Genomic DNA, 24,073 nt, shown 5'->3' with positions numbered 1-24,073 from the left:
AAAGCTGACGGCACTGAGATTGTCTACACCGTCAAAGAGGATGATGTCGCAGGCTATACCTCAGAGGTAACCGGTGACGCTAATACTGGCTTTACTGTCACCAACACACAGATTCCTCCTAATGAGACACCTAAGCCCAAGAAGCCTTCTAAGAAGGTTCAGAAGGTTCCTTATACAGGCGATGCAGGTGTTCTGGGTGTAGTGGTGCCTTTGACTGCAGGAGCTATTGTCCTTCTTAGTGCAGGAATCTTTCTTGGAAAGAAAGATAAGTAATCGAAGTTCTGAAGTCTTCAGAAGGTAGATTAATAACAGGGTCATATCGAAAGATATGACCCTGTTTGTATTAAGGCTTTAGTCTGTTGCGTCCGTGCAAAACTCGAAATTTCCTTCTATCAGTAAGATTCGGCTATTCTGTTTCCTGAGTATACTAAAGGGCTCCTATGAGTACTCCTCTTCTCGTTTTAATTATGACAAGTATGAGGATTTTGGTCAGTAGTGAAGTCTATGCTCGAAAAAGGTCATAAATGATGTGCTGCATAATGGCCGAGGGTGAGTCTTACGTCATCTTATAGTAGATGACGTAAGCATAACTATAGCTCTTATACCAACGAACTCTTCTAAGTATCAAAAACTTGGTCAGTTACAGCTTTTGTACATCGGTATCAGGTAGGTTGAGACTTACTGATACTACTGAGTTTAAGCTGCAATGTAAGAAGAGTTTTTCTGTTTTGTAGAGCGACTGTTTATTTTATAGAAGAGATTTCTCTGTCGTTGAGACAATCATTCATTCCAAAGATAAAAATTTTAAGTACTAGGAGAATCTATATAGTTAAATCTAGAATGGGACTAAGGAATTAATAGAGAGTTTGAATGTGATTATTATTTAATTTTAAAGGAGTTATATAGGGTTAATTAAAGATATAGTTTAGCTTCTCTAAAGGTTTTTGGTTGCTGAAAGTAGCAGGGGAGGGGTATGCTCATAGCGTTATGTTTAGCTTTTTAATTCTTGATATGTAATTAGACGGAAAGGAAAGTGCGCTATGAAAAAGAAGTTTTGTAGCTTCTTGAGTTTGGTGCTTGCCTTGAGCCTTATGATTCCGGGAGGTGCTCTTAATGCTTTTGCTGATGATGCTGCGCCGTCAGCTTCTAAAGTAGCTACTGAGCAATCATCTCAAAGCGGCTCTGAAGCAAAAGAACAAAAAGAAGAACACTCTCAAGTCTCTACTGAGGACAATCAGAGCGTTTCTTCAGAGTCCGCTCAGGCAGAGGCCGGCAGTGAAGAGCAAGCTAATGCAACGCGAACTAGACCTTTGCCTAAGATGGACACTGGTATGGAGGAAATCTCTACAGATAATTCCATTGCTTCTGATCAGATCCTTTCCGTATCGCTCCTGCAGACTCCTTCAACTCCTAAGCAACTTGACGTAACTCTTACGGATTTTAAGATTTTAGACGCTGATGGCAACCCTGTTACGGAGTTAGCCATAGGGGCAAAATTCAAGTTGAAGATGAACTGGAAGCTCAAGCCTAGCGAGATTGTCCATACGGGGGATTATTTTGATCTCACAATACCTGATACGATTAATTTAAATACTGCATCAACACCTAAAACATTTGATATTACTGATAGCAATGGAAACGTTGTTGCAAAAGCAACAGTAACATCTGATACTGTCAATGGTGGTGGTAAGATACATGTTGTTTTTAACGACAAAGCTAATAATCACAATAACTATAAAGGCACAATTGAACTTGTAACCTATTTTAACCAGAAGAAGGTTACGGTTAATACGGACAAACCAATTACAATAGATGTAAATGGAAAGATTATTACTACTAATATACATATTAAACCAAATGCGACAGTCAAAGAGATTGTTGCAAAGTGGGGAGAAAAAACTGCAACTCCGGGAGTTGTAAAGTGGAATATACGAATTAACCAAGAGGGTCGAAATTTACAAAACGTCAAAATTACGGATACTCTTAAAACTAATAATGGAGAATATATCCCTTCCACCACAGGAACTCAGAAGTTTACGCTGATAGAAGTTGAATACAATTCGGATGGAAGCTTCAAGAAATGGGGCGCTGAACAGGATCTTACTGGCAAACTAACGGTGTCAGCTGATAAGAAATCATTTGAAATAAATCTCGGTAACATTGGTACCAAACAGTACTTTCTTATGTATTACTCAACTATGACTTCTGGAACTGTACAGACGAATGCTGCTCGGCTTACAGCCAACGGTGTCGATAAGACAGTCAACGTAAACTATCATGATCTAACTGGTGGTAGCGGACATGCAGATGGAGATCTTGCAAGCAAAATCAAGCTTATTAAGGTTGATGAGGATGGCACTACACCATTAAAAGATGCCGTATTTACCGTAACTAAACCTGACGGCTCCACCTTTGAACTTACTACCGGAGCAGATGGTAGCGTCGTTTCAAATGTTCTTCCTCAGGGTAACTACAAGGTTAAAGAAAAGACAGCCCCTAAAGGTTATGAGCTTGGTACTGATGAGTACACACTTCAGGTTACTTCTACAGGTGGTGCTATCCAGACTATTACCAACAAGCCTATTAAGACTTCAGTTCCAGTAACCAAGATTTGGGTTGGACCTAAGGCCGGACCTATAACTGTCCACTTACTAGCTAATGGAACTGATACCGGGAAGACTCTTACTCTTAATGAGGCGGGAAACTGGAAGGGTAGTTTCAACGGTCTTCGTAAATACAAGACAGATGGTACTGAGATCGTCTACACGGTCAAAGAGGATGATGTTGCCAACTATACCAATAGTATTACCGGTGATATCACAGTAGGCTTTACCATAACCAACACCAATACCGAGAAGGTAGATGTTCCTGTTAAAAAAGAGTGGGTTGGACCTAAGGCCGGACCTGTCACCGTACACCTTCTTGCAGACGGTGTTGATACTGGCAAGACCGTAACTTTGAACGAGGCTGGCAACTGGAAGGGCAGCTTCGACGGTCTGCGTAAATACAAAGCTGATGGCACCGAGATTGTCTATACGGTCAAAGAAGATGATATAGCCAACTACACTAACGCCATTACCGGTGACGCTACAACAGGCTTTACCATCACTAACACCAATACCGAGAAGGTCAGTGTTTCTGGTACCAAGACATGGAACGACAATAACAACCAAGATGGTAAGCGTCCTGTCTCCATTACTGTCAATCTTTTGAAGAATGGTACCAAAGTAGATTCAAAGACAGTTACCCCTGATGTATCAGGTGCGTGGACCTACAGCTTTAGTGGTCTTGATAAGTACAACGCTGATGGCACAGAGATTACCTACACTGTCTCTGAGGATCCGGTAGATGGTTACACTTCAACCGTAACAGGTACCAACATCACAAACTCCTACACTCCTGAAACCACAGTTGTCAAAGTAACCAAGGCATGGGTTGGACCTAAAACAAACTCTGTCACCGTACACCTCTTGGCTGACGGCACAGACACTGGCAAGACCATAACTTTGGATGAAGCCGGTAACTGGACAGGAACCTTTAGCAATCTTCCTAAGTACAAAGACGGTACAGCTATTACCTACACCGTCAAAGAAGATGACATAGCCAACTACACTAATGCCATTACCGGTGACGCTACCACAGGCTTTACCATCACCAATACCAATACTGAGAAGGTAAACGTTCCGGTTAAAAAAGAGTGGATTGGACCTAAAGCAGGACCTGTAACGGTACATCTTCTTGCTGACGGAGCAGATACCGGCAAGACACTCACCCTTGATGAGGCTGGTAGCTGGAAGGGTAGCTTCGACGGCCTTAAAAAGTACAATGACGATGGCACAGAGATTGTCTACACTGTCAAAGAAGATGACATTACCAACTACACCAGCACTACCACAGGTGACGCCACCACAGGCTTTATGATCACCAACACCAATACCGAGAAGGTAGATGTTTCGGTTACTAAGAAGTGGGTTGGACCTAAGGCAGGTCCTGTCACCGTACATCTTCTGGCTGACGGCACAGATACCGGCAAGACTGTAACACTCTCAGATTCCAACAGCTGGACAGACACCTTCTCTGGCTTGGACAAGTACAACGCCGATGGTATCAAGATTGTCTACACTGTCAAAGAGGATGAGGTTTCAGGCTACACCTCAGAGGTAACGGGAGACGCTACAACAGGCTTTACCATTACCAACACAGAAGTCCCTCACGATACCCCTAAGCCAAAAGAAGACACACCTAAGAAGTCCAACAGAAAACCTGCTAAGAAATCCGGTGGAGTGGTCCCTTATACGGGCGATTCAAACGCTACAGGTATTGCAATCGCACTTGCCTCTGCAGCAGTGGTTCTTATCGGTGGAGGAGTATACCTTCGTCGTAGAGACCAGCGCGAATAACGCCCCCATTGGCTAAGCCTCAAAAGTAAGAACAAAACAGGGTCATATCGAAAGATATGGCCCTGTTTCTTATGGAACAGGTACTTCTCACTTGCAATGAAGTAAAACCATAATTGAAGTAGAATAGATACGTTGTTTCTTCGTTAAGGAGTGTGTTTCATGTCTGAAAGCGGCTATGACTTAGAAAGCCTGGCCTGGAGACTTCGTTCGATTGTTGGAGAAGAAAACGTCCGTGTGGATGAACCAATGAGCGAACATACTACGTTTAAAGTTGGTGGACCCGCAGATATATACGTTATTCCCGATGATGCCGATGAGGTTCACGACGTATTGGAAGAGTGCAAGAGTGCGGCTGCTCCGTATTTCATCCTTGGATATGGCTCCGATCTTTTAGTTTCTGATGCAGGGTACCGTGGCGTTATTGTAGCCATTGCAGACGGTATGTCGGGCGTGACAGTTGAGGACAATGAAATCACTTGTCAAGCAGGTGTCGGCCTGAGAGAGGCGTCTGAGATGGCGTGTGAGCTTGACCTTACCGGTCTTGAGTTTGCCTGCGGCATTCCCGGCTCCATCGGTGGCGCGTGCTATATGAATGCAGGGGCCTATGACGGCTGCATCGCCGATGTGCTTAAAAGTGTGCGCGTGCTGCTCGCCGACGGTACGCAGACAACCATTGATGCTGCTGATTTGGATCTTGGATATCGCCACAGTCGCATTGCCGATGAAAACATGGTTGTGCTTTCTGCCACGTTTGCACTCCGACGAGCCGATGGCGAGAAGATCCGTGAAAAGATGGATGAATATACGCGTCGCCGCGAAGAAAAACAGCCACTTGAACTGCCTTCTGCCGGTTCAACCTTCAAGCGGCCGGAAGGCTACTTTGTGGGCAAACTTGTAACCGATGCCGGTCTGAGGGGCTATCGTTTTGGTGGTGCCGGTGTGTCTGACAAGCATGCAGGCTTTGTCGTCAATTACGATCATGCAACTGCCGCTGACGTTCATGCCGTTATTGAACATGTTCAGGCTGAAGTCAAACGCCAATTTGGCGTTGATCTTCATCCCGAGGTACGGTTTCTTGGAGATTGAGCTTTGGAATAAAGACAGACAGCTCTCCTTCTTCGGATTGTGCTCCGGATGCTCCGTTGGAGATTAAGGGACGCAGATAGGTGAGTACTCTTTTGGTCACCCAAAAACCGTCATCTGAAATCATATCCGCAGGTACATGCTTAACTTTATTGGCGATTTTAGAAACGGCAATGCAGTGGAGCTCCGTTTGATACGGGGTATCGCTCACTCTGTATAGGCCTATCATGCAGGCAGTCTTACCGGCGAGAAGTGCGTCTACTCCGGCAGCTCCGAGCTGCCAAGCCTCTCGTAGATCGGTTTTGCTTGCTGCGTGTATGGCGCAACGCTGTAATGAGTTCAAATTGATGCCACGGATTTTGCAATCAAAATGCTTTTGACAAAGCTCTGCGAGGTATAGAGCATTTCCTGATTGATCTGCGAGATGACCAAAAGCGTCCATTCTAGCTTTGCTTTTGGCGAGGAGTGTTGAGCCGTCAGGTCTTCGTACGCCTTCGCTTACCACTATAACGAGGCTCTTTTTGTATTTAAAAAGCTCTCTGATTTTTCCGATAAGCTTTTCTTCATAAAACGGCACTTCAGGAAGAAGAATAATATCTGGTGCCTGCTCGTTCTTCTCGTGAGCAAGAGCAGATGCAGCACCAAGCCAGCCTGCATCACGACCCATTGTTTCAATGATGGTGATACTCGGTTTGCCGTAGACTTCAGCATCTCGGGCAAGTTCTTGTACGGCAGTGGCAATATATCGCGCCGCACTTCCGAACCCGGGCGTATGGTCTGTGCCTTCAAGATCGTTGTCGATGGTCTTAGGGATACCAATAGTGGGGATATCAATAAGGTTTTCAGCAAAATACCTTGAGATTTTATCGACAGTGTCCATCGAGTCATTGCCACCAATATAGAGAACGCCATCAATGGCAAGTGAAGTAAGGCGTGATGCTATTTGTTGATAGAAGTTTTTGTCTTGTGTAGGATCTGGCAACTTATACCGACAACTCCCAAGGAAGCTTGAAGGAGTTTGAGCGAGAAGTTCAACGCTCTGTTTGTTACGTGTTGGATGGAATATATCGCTCAGGTTTACGGTATGACCTTCTAAAAAACCTTCGATGCCGTTGCACATGCCGATGACTTCAATGTCGTGTTTATGCGCTTGGTTGATGATTCCTGCGAGTGAAGAATTGATTGCCACCGTAGGGCCACCTGATTGGCCGACAAGTACTTTTTGAATCGTTCGCATGAAACTCCCTGTGTTTTGGAAACTGACAGCTTGAAAAACATAGAACGTTAGAGCGTCGAACTAAAAAGCCACACGGAGAACTACTATACGATGGATAAGTGGAGTGTAAACCCTCATTTCAGATGAGTACGTAGCCATACCGCTTACGATAGGAAGTCTTAGGTAAGCGGTATCTTTGTATATGAACCAGTTATTTTATGTTTTGCGATGGTATGAGTACGTGCGGTGTGACGCCAGGACTATGCTCGTAACGTATGGCGCTCGTCCAGCGCACCAAGAAAACGGGGAAGTCCATCTACAATGATAGGCTCTTCTGCTCCGGCTGCCAGAGGGCGCAGGTAGCGTAGTGCTGCCTCAGTTACGTTAAAACCATCGCTGGAGATCATTTCCGCAGGCACGAGCTTTACTTTATTGGCAACATCTGCAACCGGCACGGTACATATTTCAGTTGTATAGGGTGTATCGGCCAAGCGACGAATGCCGACCATAATGCCTGTCTCTCCCCGGAGAACGGCTTCAATCCCGGCGGCTCCGAGCGCTTCGGCTTCATCCAAATCAACTTTGCTTGCCATATGCGATGCACAACGCTGTAACGTATTGAGCTCAATGCTACGAGATTTTACGTCCAAGCGAGTTTTTGTCAGCCGCGACAGGTATGCCGCCGTTCCGGACTGTGCCGCAAAGTGTCCAAAGGTATCGGTTGCGACGGAGCCTGTGTCAAACAGGAAACTTCCGTCTGCACGATGTACACCTTCACTGACCACAACCATTACGTTGTTCTTCTCGGCAAGGCGTGCTTTGATGCGGGCGAGAAGAACTTCTTCATCAAGAGGAACTTCCGGTAAAAGTACAAAGTCCGGGGCGGTGCCGCAGATATCGCCCGCAAGTGCTCCGGCAGCGGTGAGCCAGCCGGCTTCTCGGCCCATAGCTTCAATGAAGGTAACGTTTTTTGTATCGTAAACGCCACCGTCGCAGGTAAGCTCTGCGGTCACGGTTGCTACAAAGCGCGCGGCACTTCCGAAACCAGGTGTGTGGTCGGTACCTTCAAGGTCGTTATCAATGGTTTTGGGAATGCCAACAACCGGCACGTCAATGTCTGTATTTGCAAAGTAGCGAGAAAGCTTATCGGTGGTATCCATGGAGTCATTGCCACCGATGTAGAGGATGGTATCTATTCCAAGCTCATTTATGCGCGAGGTGACGCGCTGGTAGAAGGAAGGGTTTTCGCCAGGTTCAGGCAACTTAAAACGACAGCTTCCGAGCCAACTTGAAGGTGTGTTTCTCAACAGCCTGAGGTTTTGCTTGGCTGTATGGGGGGAGGAAGTAAGGTTAAGAGCTTGGGTAAGATCAACCACGCGACCTTCAAGAAAACCTTGGATGCCGTTGCGCATGCCAAGAATATGAAGATTATGACTATATGCAGTGCGTATAACACCCGCAAGCGATGCGTTGATGGCAGCAGTTGGACCGCCGGATTGTCCTACCAAGATGGTTTTGATTTTACGCATGATTCCTCGTCAGATCTCCTTGTGTTTCTTATACATGTGCGATGTTTTGAGTGAAATATCTCACCGCATTTCTTCAACAATGTAAAGAATACTATTTCCCAATATACTTAATATAGATTTGACAGGGATTCCACTCATCCCATAAGGTGGGGAAGCACTCCAGCTCTTTATAGCCCATGGCAATATAGAAGCGATTGGTTATATCATATTCTTTATACTGTCCCATCTTGACAGTCTTTACTTGTGAATAGGTATATCCGAGCTTTTTTGCCATCGCCTCATAGGCGGCATTCAGTTTTGTTCCTATTCCCATACGATGATATTTTTTCTTAATGCCCATTACAAAAATATCTGCACAGTCTTTGCTTGTGGCGTTCAACACGATAAAACCCGCCACTTCGTCATGAATGAAACAGGCGAGAAGAGGCTTGTCCTGGGAATCTACAACATACTCTTCCGTGCTTTCCGGCATCCCAAACCACTCCGGAAGATCATTAAGTATTTCCCTTGAGATAGCCTCTTTTTCTTTTTTGTCGGAGATCTCTTTTATTGTGAGCTCCATGCATCCTCCTGTAAATGAGGTTGATAAATAAAAGTTCAGCTACAGTAATCGGTTGTAATAAAAAGCCGCACCCGTTGAGGTGCGGCTTTGTTGTTCATACTACGCAACTTGCTTTAGGGTTACGCAATAGCTTAGCGAAGATTATAGAAAGCATCGAGGCCAAGATACTCAGCACCCTCACCGAGGTCATCCTCAATGCGGAGAAGCTGGTTGTACTTAGCAACACGCTCGGTACGAGCAGGAGCACCAGTCTTAATCTGGCCGGCATTGGTTGCGACGACAAGATCGGCAATGGTGGTGTCTTCAGTCTCACCGGAACGGTGGGAGACAACTGCGGTGTAGCCGGCGCGCTTAGCCATCTCGATAGCCTCAAGGGACTCAGTCAAGGTACCAATCTGGTTAACCTTAATGAGGATGGAGTTACCGGCATGAAGCTCGATGCCCTTCTTCAGACGCTGAGTGTTGGTGACAAAGAGGTCATCGCCAACAAGCTGAATCTTCTTGCCAAGGCGCTCGGTAAGAATCTTCCAGCCGTCCCAGTCTTCCTCTGCAAGACCGTCCTCAATGGAAATGATGGGGAACTTCTCGACCATTTCCTCATAGTAGGCAACCATTTCCTCAGCGGTAAGGGCACGGCCCTCGCCCTTGAGCTCATACTTGCCGGTTTCCTTGTTGTAGAACTCAGAGGAAGCAGGATCCATAGCAAAGCGGAAGTCTTTGCCAAGCTCAAAGCCGGCCTCGGTAACTGCTTTAGCGAGATACTCAAGAGGCTCCTCATTGGAGTTAAGGTCTGGTGCAAAGCCACCCTCATCACCGACACCAGTGGAAAGACCAGCGGACTTGAGGGTGTTCTTGAGGGTGTGGTAGACCTGTGCGCACCAACGAAGTGCGGTTGTAAAGTCAGAAGCACCCACAGGCATAATCATGAACTCCTGGAAGTCAACGTTGTTGTCAGCGTGGACGCCACCGTTCAGGACGTTCATCATAGGAACAGGGAGCGTATGGCCATTTGCACCGCCAAGATACGCATACAGAGGAAGCTCTGCGGAAGCGGCTGCCGCATGGGCAACTGCCAAAGAAACGCCGAGAATGGCGTTTGCACCGAGGCGACCCTTGTTAGGAGTACCGTCAAGTTTAATCATTGCGAGGTCCAGACCGCGCTGATCCTCTGCGTCCATGCCGATAACGAGATCACGAATCTCAGTATTGACATGCTCAACTGCCTTCAGGACGCCCTTGCCAAGGTAGCGGCTCTTGTCGCCATCGCGAAGCTCAACAGCCTCAAACTCGCCGGTGGAAGCACCGGAAGGAACGATTGCACGGCCAAAGGAGCCGTCATCGAGAACAACTTCAACCTCAACGGTTGGGTTGCCGCGGGAATCGAGGACTTCACGTGCGTGGACATCATAAATCTGGCTCATAGCTCACCTTTCTATTGGTAACAGCTTTTCTGCCTTCACAGACAATATAAGTATACCCGTTATGGTCTTTGTGATAACGGTTGTGGCGGCAATTTCAAAACTAAATAGCCATTTGTCTCTTTACTCCTGTTTAATGGTTACTCGTATTATTCTCTGGAGCTTTCAGGATAAATAATAACAAGCATCATTTTGAAGTCCTCAAGAGCCTTAAGGGCATGAGGATGACCAAGCGGCATAACGATGGAGTTGCCCGCCTCAAGGACAAACACGTCGTCATCAACGGTAATCTCCACCTTGCCTTCAAGTGCGGTGACAAACGCATCGCCGCCGGCGCGGTGGCTTGCAATTTCTTCTCCGACACCAAAGGCAAACAGTGTGACGCTGACATGGTCATTTTGAGCGAGCGTTTTGCTGATGACCTGACCGGGAAGACACGCTACCTGATCTTTCAAAACCATTACTTCTTTAGCGTTGATGTTTTTCATAACGCCGGGTTTAATGTGTTCTGACATGATTTTCTCCTCCATGTATATAGTCTTCTTGCATGATGAGTTTAAGTAAGCCAAAGCCTACTCTATGGTTACCAGATACCCCAAAAGCTCAAGACTATCCTTAAAACCGATACATTGTTTTTGGCCATCAGATATGATTTGAGGAAGTTAACCTGCATCCAACAAGTGAAGAAACGAGCATTCCCATTAAAAAGCCGCTGCAAGTCTTTTTGCACGCATAGCATCCTCGCATTCATATGAGCATGAATCAAAGGTCACCTGATCTCAAAAGTATAGTCTTGGGTTGTATGCGTGGTGCAAGGATGCTGTTTTTTATATGCCAGCGCAATCATCCTTCAGGTGAGCGGTCAAAAGAGGTGTCATGGGGCCTTGCGAGACAATGGTTACGCGGTGCATGGCGCGCGAGATTGCCGTGTAAAGTCTTCGCCTGGAAAGCTCGTCATTTCCGTATACTTCCGCCTGCGCATCAGCAATGATAACCCTATCAAACTCAAGTCCTTTGGCAAGCGCAAGGTCGAGAAGGACAACCCCTTGCGCGGGCAAGGTGTTCTGTGATGTTACGACGGTTACGAGCGGTTTGTTGTGAGGCAGTACATCCTGCTTTTTACCGGCAGGCGTATCGTTTTTCTCGTGATAGAGTGCCGTGGTACTCAGTTGCTTTTCGAGCCACCGCATGCGTTGCTTGTCTTGAACAATGACAGCGGTGAGGCCGCCGTTATCGGCTGCTTCACCAATGGCCCCACGCAAGGCATCAAGATAGCAAATGCGTTGCGTATCCGTATCAGCGTTGACAACTTCCCGAAGAACGGGACGAGTTCCCTCGCGGTGAACGGAGCTTATCTGCACGCGCTCACGATTTGAAAGCAGCGAGGTAAAAAGCTCGGTAATCTCAGGAGAAGAACGGTAGCTCGTCATGAGGCGACATTCTTCAACACTGCCGTGGGTCTCGGTAAATATGTTACGAATCTGATCAAAAGTTGCCGAGTCTTGATAGATGGCCTGGTGCGCATCACCAAGGAGTAAGAAATGCGCCCGCGAGAAGTAACGTGCCAGCATCATAAGCTGCGTGACGGAATAGTCTTGTACCTCGTCAATCATGACGAAGCGAGCGTTTTGGGCGCCGGAGCCGGTAATCAAAAGGCGTAAGTAAACCCATTCGGCACCGCTCAGAGCTTGGATATTCAAAATACGCATACCGATGCGGTCAATACGCAGCCACGTGGCAGCTTCAATTTTGTCATGCGCGGAGGCAAAACGGTATGCAAGATATTGGCGCGTGGCAGCAAGAATTTCTTCGTCGCTTGACGGGTTGACGGTGTGTCCAAAAACCTGTACCTGTTCTTCAACATCAAGACCAAGCATTTCTTCTTGCAGATTGTCTTTGTGAGCCATCTGCCCCAAGCGTCGCTCAAGGCGCGTATGGAGCTCGTCTTTGGCAAGTGCAATAAGACGAGGTCCAACGGGGAATTTGGAAAACTTTGCTACCGCGCTTGCCACTTGTGCCGGTTTAATAAGCTGCTGGTTGTTAAGGGAGATACCCCGGAAATCATCTTCTTCAAGCACAAGGCTTGCAATACCGTCTTCAAGCTGAGTGAGAAGTGCGGGATCGTCGTGTGCTCCTGAAGCGTGATCTGCAAGTCCGAGGCTACCGAGAAATTCGTTCCACGTGGTAACGTGAGGGTTTGACTCACCCATGCTTGGAAGCACGGTATCTATGTAGCGACCGAAGACATCGTTGGGGGTGAAGAGGTGCACTTGATCGGCGCGAAGCGTCTTGCGTTCCCGGTACAGAAGGTACGCAATTCGCTGGAGAAGTACCGAGGTTTTGCCGGAGCCCGCAATGCCATTAACCAGAAGTACCGGTACGTCGGCGTGGCGGACCACCGTGTTTTGCTCGCGTTGAATGGTTGCCGTGATGGCCTGCAACTTTTCTGTATGATGACGGCGGAGTGCAGACAGAAGCAGCGAATCCTCAATGGCTACGGTAGTGTCAAAATACATATTGAGCGTATCGCGTACGATATCAAACTGGCGACGTAATTCCAGCTCAACCGTTCGTTTTTTACCGTCGACTTCGTAGGAGGTCTGACCCATTTCCTGGTTGTAATACGTTTCGGCGACAGGGCTTCTCCAGTCCACAATCAAGGGATTTCTGTCTTCGTCGGTAATGCCTGCAGCACCGATATACACGTCGCGAGAAGGACGGCCGGGTCGCATTTTAAGGCGGACTTTTGCAAAGTAGGGTTGTCTGAGAAGCATCTCAACACGGCCGAGTTTCTCGACGGTGAAATCGTGGTATTGGTTATAGGTGTCAATAACACTGTTGAGTGTTTCAATGGCGGCAAGGGTCTCAATGGTTTCATCTGCGCCGCCAAAGTCGGGGCGAATCTCTTCGCTCATTTGACGCAGGTCTCGAGCGGCATCTTTTTGCGTGGTATTGAGCGTCGTTTCAAGATCGGTACGTATTTTAACCAGCATGGCATAGATCTCGGAAAGATGTGCCTGCTCTTGAGCGTGAATTTCATCCATGAAGTGTCCTTGCGAGCGTGTTGTGGTACGGCATTACAGTGTTGCGTCTTCAATGCGACGGCGAAGCTCGTCAATACCAAGACCGGTTTCCGATGAGGTGATGATAATTTGTTCTTGCGCGAGGCCAAAGGACGAGCGTAGTGCGGCTGCGGCCTGGTTTTGCTTGTTTCGGGTGATTTTATCCGCTTTGGTAAGGGCCACCACAAAGGGGAGTTCGGCTTCTGTCAAAAAATCGACCATCTGTAGGTCAAGCTTTTGTGCTTCATGACGAATATCAACCAGAGAAATGACCAGATTAAAGCTGCGCTCCTGCTCAAAATATCCACCGATAAGATCGGCCCAGCGCTGCTTTTCTATATGCGATACCTTGGCATACCCATATCCCGGAAGGTCAACAAACTTCACGCCGTCAACGTCAAAGAAGTTGATGTTGGCCGTTTTGCCGGGGACGCTTGAAACGCGTGCAAGCTGTTTGCGGCCTAAAAGGCGGTTCAAAAGCGACGACTTACCCACATTTGAGCGACCAACGAAGGAGACTTCGGGGGTGGTTGGTTTGGGAAGCTGGGCGATTGTGCCATACGAGGCTTCATATCGGGCAGTTTCGTATTTGAGAGCCATCAATCCTCCGTTTTACTGGTAAATCATTTGGTAGCAAGTATTAATTTTGGCAATAAGTATCAATACAAGCTGTTTAAATCAATACAAGCTGTTTAAATCAATACAAGCTGCTTAAAGTTGTTTTACGCCATAGCGTGCGTAGTACGCATCTATGGCGGCTTTCAGTGTGTCATCAATTACAATACGTCCACTGACCTCGTGATTGTAGAGTGCTTCGGTTACCTCTTCCATGGTTACGATGGCAGCGGTGGGGAAGCCGTGGCGCTCAGATACCTCTTGAAGTGCGCAAACGTTGCCGCCTTTTCCAACTTCCATGCGATTAAGCGAGACCATAAGTCCCGTGACCTTGACGTTTGCAATGGATGTAATCAGCGGATACGTTTCTTCGATAGACTTGCCGGAAGTGGTTACGTCTTCCACCATGACGACCTTCTCGCCATCGTGAAGCTCGGCGCCTAAAAGCATGCCCGCGTCAGCGCCGTGGTCTTTAGCCTCTTTGCGGTTTGAGCAGTAGCGAACCTCTTTGCCATAGAGCTCCTGCAAGCCCATGGCAGTGATGACGGCCAAAGGAATGCCCTTGTAGGCCGGTCCAAAGACAACGTCAAAATCCAGGCCAAAGTTGTCATGAATGGCACGGGCATAATACAAGCCCAGCTTATGGAGCTGATCTCCCGTAACATAGGCACCGGCGTTCATAAAAAAGGGAGACGTGCGTCCGCTCTTAAGCGTAAACTCGCCAAATTTAAGTACGTCACTTTTGACCATAAACTCAATAAATTCCTGCTTGTAGTCTTCCATGGCGTCTCCCTTGTGGACGGATTGTATTAGTGGTCGTCATATTTGTGGTGAGAAGCTCTGTTTTGCGTGTGAACTTCTCGTGCACGATGTTTCATTTTAACCCGACAGTAGTAGTTGTGGTGCAACAAGCTTTGGGGATGCTCTAAACTAGACTTTACCTAGGAGGTAGTAAAGATCCTTTGCGCTCTAAAATGTCTTTGGATCTAGAGGAGGTTTTTGTGGAACGCACCAAAATTGCAGCACTTTATGCTGATGCGGAACAGCTTGGCGGTACGGAGGTTACCGTTGCCGGTTGGGTTCGATCAGTTAGGGATATGAAGAACTTCGGCTTTGTCACGCTCAACGACGGAAGTTGCTTCAAAGATTTACAGGTTGTTATGAATCGTGAGATATGCGCCAATTATGATGCCGTTGCATCATGCGGTGTTGGTGCGGCTCTGATCATTCACGGTGTCTTGGAGCTGACGCTGGAGCGCCCGCAACCCATTGAGCTTCAGGCTCATACCATTGCTATTGAGGGAGCCTCAAGTCCTGAGTATCCTATGCAGAAAAAGCGCCAGTCGCTTGAGTATCTGCGCACACAGCAGCATCTTCGTCCGCGCACAAATCTTTTCCGTGCGGTATTTCGCGTGCGTTCGGTAGCCGCATACGCTATCCACAAATTCTTTCAGGATCAAGGCTTTGTCTACGTTAATACACCTATCATTACCACCTCTGATGCCGAGGGTGCCGGAGAGATGTTTCAGGTGACTACGCTTGATTTGGAGAACATTCCGCGTACCGATGCAGGAAAAGTTGATTACACGCAGGATTTCTTTGATACTTCCGCGCATCTGACGGTCTCCGGTCAACTCCAAGCTGAGAACTTTGCCATGGCCTTTGGCGATGTGTATACCTTTGGTCCTACGTTTCGCGCCGAGAATTCCAATACGCGCCGTCATGCGGCGGAGTTTTGGATGATTGAGCCCGAGATGGCTTTTTGCGACCTGGCACAGGATATGGATATCGCCGAGGCAATGCTTCAGTACGTGATTTCTTACGTGCTTGAACATTGCGCCGATGAGCTTGAGATGCTTAACAAATTTGTAGATAAGGGTTTGCTTGAGCGTCTGCACCATGTGGCAACGTCTGAGTTTGCCCGCGTATCGTATACCGATGCCATTTCCATTCTTGAAGAAGCGATTTCACAAGGCGAGAAGTTCAACTATCCCGTCAAGTGGGGTATTGACCTGCAGACCGAGCATGAACGCTATTTAACGGAGAAGCACTTCAAAAAGCCGGTTTTTGTGACGGACTATCCTGCCGAGATTAAAGCGTTTTATATGCGCACAAATGATGATGGCAAGACGGTGGCCGCTGCCGATTGTTTGGTTCCCGGTATCGGTGAGATCATCGGCGGCTCTCAGCGTGAAGAGCGTTTAGACGTGCTTGAGCAGCGTATTAAAGACTTGGACATGGACCCGGAACAGTACAAGTACTATCTTGATTTACGCCGTTATGGCTCTTGTACGCATTCGGGCTTTGGTTTGGGCTTTGAGCGTTTGGTCATGTACCTGACCGGTGTCGACAATATCCGCGATGTTATCCCGCATCCGCGCACCGTTGGTAATGCGGAGTTTTAGGAAGAAGGAACGTATGTCTGAAAGTGTCGAGACCTGCTGTGTGCAGGGAGGTTATCAACCTAAGAACGGTGAGCCGCGAGAAGTACCTATTGTTCAATCGACCACCTTTGCCTATGAGAACTCTTCACAGATGGGGGACTTGTTTGACCTGAAAGCATCAGGCTATTTCTACTCTCGTCTGCAAAATCCAACGCTCGATAACGTGGCGGCAAAGATTTGTGAGCTTGAAGGCGGAAGTGCTGCAATGCTTACGGCATCCGGTATGGCAGCAGCTTTCTTCTCGATCTTTAATATCGCTGAGGCAGGAAGCCATGTCGTGGCTGTTTCCACTATTTATGGCGGTACGTTTAACCTGCTCTCTACAACGCTTCCTAAGATGGGTGTGGAGTGCACGTTTGTTTCGCCCAATGCGTCCGATGAAGAAATTGCTGCGGCATTCAGGCCCACGACCAAGTGCGTCTTTGGTGAGACTATTGCCAATCCGGCGCTTGTGGTGCTTGATATTGAGCGTTGGGCAAAGGCTGCACATGTGCACGGTGTCCCCTTGATTGTTGATAATACGTTTGCGACGCCAGTGAATTGTCGTCCGATTGAGTGGGGAGCCGATATTGTCATTCACTCCACCACAAAGTATATGGACGGTCATGGAGTGGCTGTTGGCGGCGCCATTGTTGATGGCGGAACGTTTGATTGGATGGCACACAAGGACAAGTTCCCTGGTTTGACGGAGCCCGATCCTTCGTATCATGGGCTGGTATATGCTCAGGCGTTTGGTCAGGGTGGAGCTTACATCACAAAAGCAACCGTGCAGCTTATGCGTGATCTTGGTGCAATCCAGTCGCCGCAAAACGCGTTCTATCTCAACTTGGGTTTGGAGTCGTTGCATGTTCGTATGGCGCAGCATTGCAAGAATGGCCAGGCAGTTGCCGAGGCGCTTGCAGCGAACGAGCGTGTTGAATGGGTGCGCTATCCGGGTCTTCCCACCGATCCGTATTTTGAGTTGGGAAAGAAATATCTGCCTCAGGGTTCATGCGGTGTTGTTTCGGTTGGCATTGCGGGCGGTCGTGAGGCTGCCGAGAAGTTCTTGGGTAATTTGAAGATTTTCAGAATCGAAACCCATGTGGCAGACGCCCGCTCTTGTGCCCTGCACCCGGCAAGCTCAACGCATCGACAGCTCTCCGATGAAGAGTTAATCGGCGCCGGTATTACTCCTAATACGGTACGACTTTCCTGCGGGATTGAAGGAACTCAAGATTTGGTAGCTGATGTGGAACAGGCCTTAGCGGCACTGTAAACGTGAGAACTACCGACAGTAAGTTATCACTTATATCTTAAAGTTTATGATTAAATCATGATTTTATAAGTTATAACTGATGAAATTTGAAAACGTTGTTTTAAGTAAGAAGCTCTTCTCAGGTGAGAAGAGCTTCTCGTTAGCTAGTCTTCAACCTCAAGAAGTTCAATATTGAAGTTCAAATCTTTACCTGCCATGGGATGGTTGGTGTCAAAGGTAATAGTGGTCCCGTCATTTTCAACGACCGTTGCTCTGATGGGGTAGCCGTTGGGTGTACCAAGTGTTACCTGTTGACCAGAAACGAGCTTTTCTGACCCGGGAAGCTGTGCTACCGGAATGCTCTGGATTGCTTCTTCACGACGCTCGCCGTAAGCTTCTGCTGCAGGGATATGGACGTCAATAACGTCGCCTACGTTCATGTCTTTGACGGCATTATCAAAGCCCGCAATCATCTGTCCGGCCATGCACGTAAATGCGAGCGGCTCATTGCGATCCCTGGAAGAATCAAATTTGGTTCCATCATCAAGGGTACCAACATAGTGTACTTTAACTTTTTTGCCCTCGTTGCTCATAAAACTCCTTGTGAACCGGATACTGTACGATATCTGTACTTTCACAGAATCTCTTTGTATCGCCATGTACCTATATCGTCGCTAGTGTACCCATTGCACTTGTGACACAACGCGACAATTAAGAACGGCTAGAATGACTTATGTATCAAGGGAGGCGTATGACAGACAGTATACCGAATAGCTTAGAGGGCAATACCAAAAGTAACGCCAAGAGTAGTACCAAAGATGCCTTTGTCGGGGTTTTTGACTCAGGTATTGGTGGCATTAGTGTTTTGAAACGTCTTGTTACTGAGCTTCCTTATGAACGATTTATATTTTATGGCGATTCCGCGCATGCTCCGTATGGAAGCAAGACCCCACAGCAGGTGCAGGCTCTTTCAGGAGCCATTACGGATACCTTTGTAGATGAGGGAGCAAAAGCCATCGTTATTGCATGCAATACCGCAACAGCCGCTGCAGCTCAGATGTTACGAGAAAGATATCCGCAGCTTCCTATTGTTGGTGTTGAACCTGCACTAAAACCTGCTGCTTTGGCGCATTCACAGGGTCGCATTATTGTGATGGCAACCGCACGAACACTTTCACTTTCCAAATTCCTCAGACTCGAGGCGCAATGGGGAGCAACTTCTCAAATTATTCCCATTGCCGGTACCGGCATTGTGGAGCTCATCGAGGCAGGTAAAGCCAACTCGCCTCAAATGCATGATTTACTTGAAAAGCTCATTGGCCAATATAGAGGAACGGTTGATGCGGTGGTACTTGGCTGTACGCATTATCCCTTTATTACAAGCCAAATACGTGCCGTTTTGGGCAATGTGGACTTTTATGACGGTGGTACGGGAGCAGCGCAGCAGCTGCATCGACTCCTTAAAACGGAAGACTTATTGGCTCAAGAACCTGCCATTCCATTTGATACACCGCTTGATCAAGTAGAGTTTCGCTCCAGCATTGTGGGTTCGCAGGAAATTGAGCTCTACAAGGAATTCTTTTTAACACCTATTGAAGCCTGTTAGCTTATACGACGGAGCTTGATCAAGCTGCTTAGCCGAGCTTTCTTTGCAGCCAATCTTTAAGAACGACGGCATTGTTGTACCGGGTGTCCTTATCTGAATACAAAAGCGTTATGCGAGAAGCACTTGTTGCGGTGAAATCGTTGATAAATTGCGCGGTATCCGGATTGTTGTTGAGTTCTTGCGTGTATTGTGCAACAAAAGAGTCAAAACGAGCGGGATCATGATTAAACGCTTTGCGGCATTCAGTGGAGGGAGCAATGGTTTTTGCCCAAAGATCCATGTGGAGATTCTCTTTTTTAATGCCCCGCGGCCACAGGCGATCAACAAGTACGCGGTAACCATCCGCCGGTTCAGAAGCTTCATAGGTGCGTTTGATCTGGATATCCATAGTTTGCCTTCTTCTGACAACTTCACCTTTATGCCTAATGGTTTATACCCGTTTATGTTGTGATGATTGAACAGAGCCAAAAAAACAAACAGAAAAATAAATATCACGTTAACAGATGCACTTCTCGCCCCATAAACGATAAGACCGTGCTTGTATAGAGGAGGCTTTGCTGTTAGGGGAGGATGATTTAATACGAGTCCTCTGTGACTGAAGGGAACGTCATGACAGATTTTGAGAGCGAAGATTTTGCTAATACGGTTGATAAAGTGAATCTCGACTGGTCAACTATTGGATTTAAGTATCGCAAGACCGACTATAGCTATGTTTCACACTACGAGGACGGTGCATGGGATGCGGGTGGGCTTACGCGCGATCATACCTTGCATCTTTCAGAGTGCGCAAACATCCTCCATTATTGCCAGGAAGTCTTTGAGGGTCTTAAGGCATACACCACAAAACAAGGCGATATCGTGTGTTTTCGCCCTGATCTTAATGCCGAGCGCATGGCAACGTCAGCCGAGCGCATTGTTATGCCGCCATTTCCGAAAGAGCGCTTTCTTGATGCGGTCAAGCAAGTTGTCTTGGCAAATGCCATATGGGTTCCACCGTTTGGAACGGGAGCGTCTTTGTATGTCCGTCCGCTTATGATTGGCACAGGCGATACCATTGGCGTTCAGCCTTCGTCTACGTATGAGTTTCGTATTATGGTAACCCCCGTTGGTGCGTATTATTCAAGCGGCGTTAAGCCGGTTGCCCTGACGGTATCCAAATACGATCGAGCAGCTCCGCATGGTACAGGCAACATTAAGGCAGGCTTGAACTATGCCATGTCGCTTCTCCCTACAACGGAGGCGCACAAGGACGGTTTTGCGGACAGTATGTATTTGGATTCTCAATCTCGTACGTATGTTGAGGAGTCGTCGGGAGCAAACTTCCTGTTTGTTGATGAGGCGGGGAAGCTTGTAGTACCCAAATCATTCACCGATTCCATCTTGCCGTCCATTACACGGCGCTCTTTGGTTCACGTGGCTAAGGAATATCTCAACATGGAAGTTGAAGAGCGTCCCGTTCGATTTGACGAAATTGATCGATTTGTTGAGTGTGGCATGTGTGGTACGGCTGCCGTTATCTCGCCTGTTGGTAAGGTGGTTGACGGAGAGAAGGAAATTGTATTTGGTGCCGGTATGGCTGAAGTTGGACCTGTGATGAGCAAACTCCGTCATACCCTTACCGGCATCCAGTCTGGTGAGATTGAAGCTCCAAAGGGATGGATTTTTAAGATTTGCTAGCGAGAAGAGCCTGGCAAGAACTTCTCGAAAGAGCGTCTTGCCAGGCTTGTCAGTTTTGGCACTACTTTTGATGCTATGTGTGCTGCGGTACTACGGTGTTTGACTACGCTTTTTATAATCCTAGGGTTTGACCATATGTCAGAGGTTAAGTAATATCATTTACAGTCAATCTAAACAAACTCATATTGAAGTCCGTGTTGATATATGTTGTTGACGAAAGGTTATTATGGCCGTGCTTACAGGAAAACAACCGCTTTATAGCCAGTTAGCAAATACGTTGCGAGATCACATTGAGAATGATCTTGAGCCAGATGATTTGATTCCCTCTGAACGCAGTCTTTCTGAATGCTATGGACTGTCTCGTACAACGGTTCGCCTTGCTCTTAAAGAGCTGGAACGTATTGGTCTTATTTATCGCCGACATGGTCGTGGAACCTTTGTAGCAGATCAATCTGGTCGTGTAACTGATCTTACTGGTGGATATAGCTTTTCTGAGCAGCAGCGTGATCTTGGACGTGAACCTAAGACGGTTATTCTAGAGTTTGAAGCCATTGAGGCAAATAAATTTCTTGCACAACATATGCAACTTGCGATTGGTGATAAGGTTTTTCGCATTAAGCGCCTTCGTCTTGCTGACAATGTTCCTATGATGCTGGAAACTACATTTATTCCCACTTCACAATTTTTATCATTCTCAAGAGAGAAATTAGAAGAAAACTCGCTCTACCATATTATGGAAGCTGAATATAACGTTACCATTCACTATGCTGAAGAAGAGTTTAAGGCCTCTATCGCGAAACAAAGTGATGCAGAGCAGCTTGATATCCCTGAGGGAGCACCAGTACTTAATCTTGAGCGTACCACATATAGTGACCACAATGGTATTGTTGAGTTTACGCTCTCTGTTGCACGGGCCGATCAATTTCACTATAAAGTGGTGCATGTCCGCAATTAAAAATGAAAGTAGGAAATACCCCCGATACTCCTTCGCCATCCGGAACGGTAAATCGTGTTGTAAAGGGTGTTACTATTCATCCGTTTGAGGTGTAATGTAGAGGATACTTATTTGAGCGTCTAAGGAGTTGGATGTATGGATACCTATGCTCTTAAGGCAGACAAATTTTTCCTTCCGGGAGCTCCGGTTGGTCCGGGATATCTTTTAATCGAAGACGGTATTTTTGGCCAGTTTACTACCGTTGAGCCTGCGTGTGAAATTGTAGACTATACCGGCAGTTGGGTAGCTCCGGGCCTCGTAGACACGCATATCCATGGATATCTTGATCACGACATTATGGACTGTGATCCCGACGGCGTTATTGAGATTGCTAAAGGACTGTTATCTAATGGCGTTACCTCGTGGCTTCCTACAACCCTTACTGCATCGATTGAACAAACAGGAGATGCATGCGAAGCCGTTGCTGACGCCGTAGATGGTATTGATGCCAACGACATCGACGCCGCGCGTATCCAAGGTATCTTCTTGGAAGGCCCGTTTTTTACCGAGAAGCACAAGGGTGCCCAGAATCCTTCATATTTTCTCGATCCTGACGTTGACGTATTTGATGAATGGCAAGAGCACGCCCGTGGGTGGATAGCAAAGATTGCGATTGCTCCTGAGCGTGCAGGGGCTCCGGAGTTCTGTTCGGAAATGGCGGATCGAGGAGTCCATGTAGCTTTAGGACACTCTGATGCAACGTATGACCAGGCACTTGCCTGTGTTAATGCGGGTGCGGATATTTTTGTTCATACTTACAATGGCATGCGCGGCCTGCATCACCGTGAACCGGGTATGGTAGGCGCCGCTATGACTACGCACGGCACCTATGCCGAGGCTATATGTGACGGACATCATGTAAATCCCATAGCTGCTCGTGCATTGGTACGTGCGAAAGGCATTGACCACATGGTACTTATTACCGATTGTATGCGTGCGGGAGGTATGCCTGAAGGTAACTACAATCTTGGGGATTTCCCGGTCATTGTAAAAGATGGAACAGCGCGCCTGTTAGACGAATCTCACAGTCTTGCGGGATCCATTTTGCGTCTTTGCGAAGGTCTCAAAAACGTGTTTGACTGGGGGATTGCAACGGCTGAAGAAGCGGTTCGCATGGCATCAGAGCAACCTGCGCGTTCTTGTGGCATTGATGATGTGTGCGGATACATTCGCCCTGGATATAATGCAGACTTCATTGTTCTGAGCAAAGATCTTGTGTTGGAAGAAACCTATCTTGGCGGAAGAAGCGTGTACAAGGCATAAAACACGCTCAAAAGCGAGATAGAAGGCGTTTTACACAGGGAAAGAAATGCAAAAACGAGCGCTTTCAGTGAATGACGATGGATTTTATGGGGTTTGGTATCCGAATCCCAAGGTGAAATCTGCTCGTGCCATAATCCTCATGCTGGGTGATTCTGCGGATAGTCGAATGGTTTGCTCCGGAGCAACATGGATCCACCGACAGGGATTTCATGCGCTTGCCGTATCTCCTGAGAAGAAAGCTCTTGGCAGACATAACGAACCGCTGGAACGAGTGGGAAAAGCGATTGCATTTTTACATAGCCAAGGTTGTGAAAAAATCGGAGTTTTGGGTGCGTCTGCAACAGGCATGATGGCTCTTGTCGCCGCTTCCTATTACCCTGATATCAGTCTTACCATCGCAATGACACCGCCGGACTTTGTTATAGAGGGGTATTACCGAGATAAAGCGGATGGGGCTCTCGAACGTCCGGGGAATCAGGAATCTTCCGTATCATGGAAGGGTTGTCCACTGCCGTATTTACCCTATGCGTATCGGCATCCAACGTATTGGCAAAAGATTAAGGAAGAAGCAAAAGCTGGCGATAATATCTTGGCTGCTCGCAACATGTTTGATGAATCAGAGCGCCTTCATCCCTTAACAGAGGAAGAAAAAATCAAGATTGAGCGTATCAACGGAAAAGTTGTCTGCATTGGAGCTGAAGACGATGCTTTATGGGATACATGTAAATACATTCGAAGAATGCAACAGAGATTGAAAAGCTTGCCGCATACCTGTGATTTTGAGGCTTTGATGTATGAGCATGGAACACATTTTGTGTTTCCCGAGTCTATGCTGAAACTGATGCTTCCCATTGGTTCCGGACTGCTTGTGAGGTTTATGTTTAAGGCGGCAAGAGAATACCCAAAAGAATGCAGAGAGACGAGATTAGATATTGACAGAAGGCTTATGAATATACTAAGCAGGTGGTAA

General features: G+C 47.3%; 20 protein-coding genes. 10 read left to right on the top strand and 10 right to left on the bottom strand.

Translation table 11 applies throughout. The features are described 5' to 3' along the window. The 3 genes from ATORI0001_RS07525 to murB all read left to right on the top strand — a co-directional run. On the top strand, positions 1-273 hold a 273-nt coding region (locus ATORI0001_RS07525; RefSeq protein WP_040324678.1), incomplete at its 5' end, for a Cna B-type domain-containing protein. Positions 274-1,040: 767 nt separating this feature from the next. After that, on the top strand, positions 1,041-4,400 hold the full coding sequence (locus tag ATORI0001_RS07520) for a Cna B-type domain-containing protein (RefSeq protein ID WP_003150468.1): 3,360 nt from the start codon (positions 1,041-1,043) through the stop codon (positions 4,398-4,400). A 159-nt stretch (positions 4,401-4,559) separates the two neighbouring features. Continuing rightward, entirely contained in the window at positions 4,560-5,486 is a 927-nt protein-coding gene (murB, locus tag ATORI0001_RS07515; protein ID WP_003150553.1) for a UDP-N-acetylmuramate dehydrogenase, read from the top strand. On the opposite strand, the gene ATORI0001_RS07510 is transcribed toward murB, so the two are convergent. From ATORI0001_RS07510 to pyrE, 8 genes are all read right to left on the bottom strand, one after another. Further along, entirely contained in the window at positions 5,431-6,720 is a 1,290-nt protein-coding gene (locus ATORI0001_RS07510) for a diphosphate--fructose-6-phosphate 1-phosphotransferase (protein ID WP_050768538.1), read from the bottom strand. The genes murB and ATORI0001_RS07510 overlap by 56 nt on opposite strands. Positions 6,721-6,959: 239 nt before the next feature. Beyond that, complete coding sequence (locus ATORI0001_RS07505; RefSeq protein ID WP_003150557.1) at positions 6,960-8,228, bottom strand: 6-phosphofructokinase; 1,269 nt, start codon at positions 8,226-8,228, stop codon at positions 6,960-6,962. 91 nt (positions 8,229-8,319) lie between these two features. Then, on the bottom strand, positions 8,320-8,790 hold the full coding sequence (locus tag ATORI0001_RS07500) for a GNAT family N-acetyltransferase (protein ID WP_003150603.1): 471 nt from the start codon (positions 8,788-8,790) through the stop codon (positions 8,320-8,322). Between the two features lie 131 nt (positions 8,791-8,921). Next, entirely contained in the window at positions 8,922-10,211 is a 1,290-nt protein-coding gene (gene eno, locus ATORI0001_RS07495) for a phosphopyruvate hydratase (protein WP_003150622.1), read from the bottom strand. Positions 10,212-10,357: 146 nt separating this feature from the next. Further along, on the bottom strand, positions 10,358-10,723 hold the full coding sequence (locus tag ATORI0001_RS07490) for a cupin domain-containing protein (protein WP_003150572.1): 366 nt from the start codon (positions 10,721-10,723) through the stop codon (positions 10,358-10,360). A 312-nt stretch (positions 10,724-11,035) separates the two neighbouring features. Further along, complete coding sequence (locus ATORI0001_RS07485; protein ID WP_003150549.1) at positions 11,036-13,252, bottom strand: HelD family protein; 2,217 nt, start codon at positions 13,250-13,252, stop codon at positions 11,036-11,038. A 33-nt stretch (positions 13,253-13,285) separates the two neighbouring features. Continuing rightward, the gene (yihA, locus tag ATORI0001_RS07480; RefSeq protein WP_003150483.1) at positions 13,286-13,870 is read right to left on the bottom strand and encodes a ribosome biogenesis GTP-binding protein YihA/YsxC; all 585 of its coding nucleotides are present in this window, start codon (positions 13,868-13,870) and stop codon (positions 13,286-13,288) included. 111 nt (positions 13,871-13,981) lie between these two features. Further along, positions 13,982-14,668 carry an orotate phosphoribosyltransferase gene (pyrE, locus tag ATORI0001_RS07475; RefSeq protein ID WP_003150601.1) on the bottom strand — a complete coding sequence of 229 codons (687 nt, stop codon included), beginning with the start codon at positions 14,666-14,668 and terminating at the stop codon, positions 13,982-13,984. A 218-nt stretch (positions 14,669-14,886) separates the two neighbouring features. On the opposite strand from pyrE, the gene asnS reads away from it, so the two are divergent. Both asnS and ATORI0001_RS07465 read left to right on the top strand, forming a co-directional pair. Continuing rightward, positions 14,887-16,290, top strand: a complete 1,404-nt coding sequence (asnS, locus tag ATORI0001_RS07470; protein ID WP_003150562.1) for an asparagine--tRNA ligase — start codon at positions 14,887-14,889, stop codon at positions 16,288-16,290. A gap of 13 nt (positions 16,291-16,303) precedes the next feature. Continuing rightward, positions 16,304-17,584, top strand: a complete 1,281-nt coding sequence (locus tag ATORI0001_RS07465) for an O-acetylhomoserine aminocarboxypropyltransferase/cysteine synthase family protein (RefSeq protein WP_003150539.1) — start codon at positions 16,304-16,306, stop codon at positions 17,582-17,584. Positions 17,585-17,727: 143 nt separating this feature from the next. Here the strand turns inward: ATORI0001_RS07465 and ATORI0001_RS07460 are convergent, their stop codons facing one another. Continuing rightward, positions 17,728-18,156 (bottom strand): FKBP-type peptidyl-prolyl cis-trans isomerase, encoded by a 429-nt coding sequence (locus ATORI0001_RS07460; RefSeq protein ID WP_003150627.1) that lies wholly within the window; start codon positions 18,154-18,156, stop codon positions 17,728-17,730. A gap of 158 nt (positions 18,157-18,314) precedes the next feature. Between ATORI0001_RS07460 and murI the strand changes: the two genes are divergently transcribed. Then, on the top strand, positions 18,315-19,169 hold the full coding sequence (gene murI, locus ATORI0001_RS07455) for a glutamate racemase (protein ID WP_003150467.1): 855 nt from the start codon (positions 18,315-18,317) through the stop codon (positions 19,167-19,169). Positions 19,170-19,197: 28 nt separating this feature from the next. On the opposite strand, the gene ATORI0001_RS07450 is transcribed toward murI, so the two are convergent. Beyond that, positions 19,198-19,557, bottom strand: coding sequence for a DUF488 domain-containing protein (locus ATORI0001_RS07450; RefSeq protein ID WP_003150499.1), 360 nt, complete (start codon positions 19,555-19,557; stop codon positions 19,198-19,200). 221 nt (positions 19,558-19,778) lie between these two features. Here ATORI0001_RS07450 and ATORI0001_RS07445 point away from each other — a divergent pair, with 221 nt between their 5' ends. From ATORI0001_RS07445 to ATORI0001_RS07430, 4 genes are all read left to right on the top strand, one after another. Continuing rightward, complete coding sequence (locus ATORI0001_RS07445) at positions 19,779-20,846, top strand: branched-chain amino acid aminotransferase (protein ID WP_003150597.1); 1,068 nt, start codon at positions 19,779-19,781, stop codon at positions 20,844-20,846. Positions 20,847-21,072: 226 nt separating this feature from the next. Beyond that, positions 21,073-21,801 (top strand): GntR family transcriptional regulator, encoded by a 729-nt coding sequence (locus ATORI0001_RS07440; protein ID WP_003150512.1) that lies wholly within the window; start codon positions 21,073-21,075, stop codon positions 21,799-21,801. A 135-nt stretch (positions 21,802-21,936) separates the two neighbouring features. Next, a complete protein-coding gene (gene nagA / locus ATORI0001_RS07435; protein WP_003150625.1) occupies positions 21,937-23,103 on the top strand; it encodes an N-acetylglucosamine-6-phosphate deacetylase in 1,167 nt (388 codons plus the stop codon). A gap of 46 nt (positions 23,104-23,149) precedes the next feature. Further along, positions 23,150-24,073 carry an alpha/beta hydrolase gene (locus ATORI0001_RS07430; RefSeq protein ID WP_003150477.1) on the top strand — a complete coding sequence of 308 codons (924 nt, stop codon included), beginning with the start codon at positions 23,150-23,152 and terminating at the stop codon, positions 24,071-24,073.

The organism is Lancefieldella rimae ATCC 49626 (assembly GCF_000174015.1).
In the GTDB taxonomy this organism is placed as follows: domain Bacteria; phylum Actinomycetota; class Coriobacteriia; order Coriobacteriales; family Atopobiaceae; genus Lancefieldella; species Lancefieldella rimae.
The sequence above is the reverse complement of the archived record's forward strand: the minus strand, read 5'-3'. Positions and strand labels throughout refer to the sequence as shown.

What these genes read in the sequence shown, in the direction of transcription:
- ATORI0001_RS07520 (WP_003150468.1), top strand. Translation starts at nt 1,041, where the DNA reads ATGAAAAAGAAGTTTTGTAGCTTCTTGAGTTTGGTGCTTGCCTTGAGC.
- murB (WP_003150553.1), top strand. Translation starts at nt 4,560, where the DNA reads ATGTCTGAAAGCGGCTATGACTTAGAAAGCCTGGCCTGGAGACTTCGT.
- ATORI0001_RS07510 (WP_050768538.1), bottom strand. Translation starts at nt 6,720, where the DNA reads ATGCGAACGATTCAAAAAGTACTTGTCGGCCAATCAGGTGGCCCTACG.
- ATORI0001_RS07505 (WP_003150557.1), bottom strand. Translation starts at nt 8,228, where the DNA reads ATGCGTAAAATCAAAACCATCTTGGTAGGACAATCCGGCGGTCCAACT.
- ATORI0001_RS07500 (WP_003150603.1), bottom strand. Translation starts at nt 8,790, where the DNA reads ATGGAGCTCACAATAAAAGAGATCTCCGACAAAAAAGAAAAAGAGGCT.
- eno (WP_003150622.1), bottom strand. Translation starts at nt 10,211, where the DNA reads ATGAGCCAGATTTATGATGTCCACGCACGTGAAGTCCTCGATTCCCGC.
- ATORI0001_RS07490 (WP_003150572.1), bottom strand. Translation starts at nt 10,723, where the DNA reads ATGTCAGAACACATTAAACCCGGCGTTATGAAAAACATCAACGCTAAA.
- ATORI0001_RS07485 (WP_003150549.1), bottom strand. Translation starts at nt 13,252, where the DNA reads ATGGATGAAATTCACGCTCAAGAGCAGGCACATCTTTCCGAGATCTAT.
- yihA (WP_003150483.1), bottom strand. Translation starts at nt 13,870, where the DNA reads ATGGCTCTCAAATACGAAACTGCCCGATATGAAGCCTCGTATGGCACA.
- pyrE (WP_003150601.1), bottom strand. Translation starts at nt 14,668, where the DNA reads ATGGAAGACTACAAGCAGGAATTTATTGAGTTTATGGTCAAAAGTGAC.
- ATORI0001_RS07465 (WP_003150539.1), top strand. Translation starts at nt 16,304, where the DNA reads ATGTCTGAAAGTGTCGAGACCTGCTGTGTGCAGGGAGGTTATCAACCT.
- ATORI0001_RS07460 (WP_003150627.1), bottom strand. Translation starts at nt 18,156, where the DNA reads ATGAGCAACGAGGGCAAAAAAGTTAAAGTACACTATGTTGGTACCCTT.
- murI (WP_003150467.1), top strand. Translation starts at nt 18,315, where the DNA reads ATGACAGACAGTATACCGAATAGCTTAGAGGGCAATACCAAAAGTAAC.
- ATORI0001_RS07450 (WP_003150499.1), bottom strand. Translation starts at nt 19,557, where the DNA reads ATGGATATCCAGATCAAACGCACCTATGAAGCTTCTGAACCGGCGGAT.
- ATORI0001_RS07445 (WP_003150597.1), top strand. Translation starts at nt 19,779, where the DNA reads ATGACAGATTTTGAGAGCGAAGATTTTGCTAATACGGTTGATAAAGTG.
- ATORI0001_RS07440 (WP_003150512.1), top strand. Translation starts at nt 21,073, where the DNA reads ATGGCCGTGCTTACAGGAAAACAACCGCTTTATAGCCAGTTAGCAAAT.
- nagA (WP_003150625.1), top strand. Translation starts at nt 21,937, where the DNA reads ATGGATACCTATGCTCTTAAGGCAGACAAATTTTTCCTTCCGGGAGCT.
- ATORI0001_RS07430 (WP_003150477.1), top strand. Translation starts at nt 23,150, where the DNA reads ATGCAAAAACGAGCGCTTTCAGTGAATGACGATGGATTTTATGGGGTT.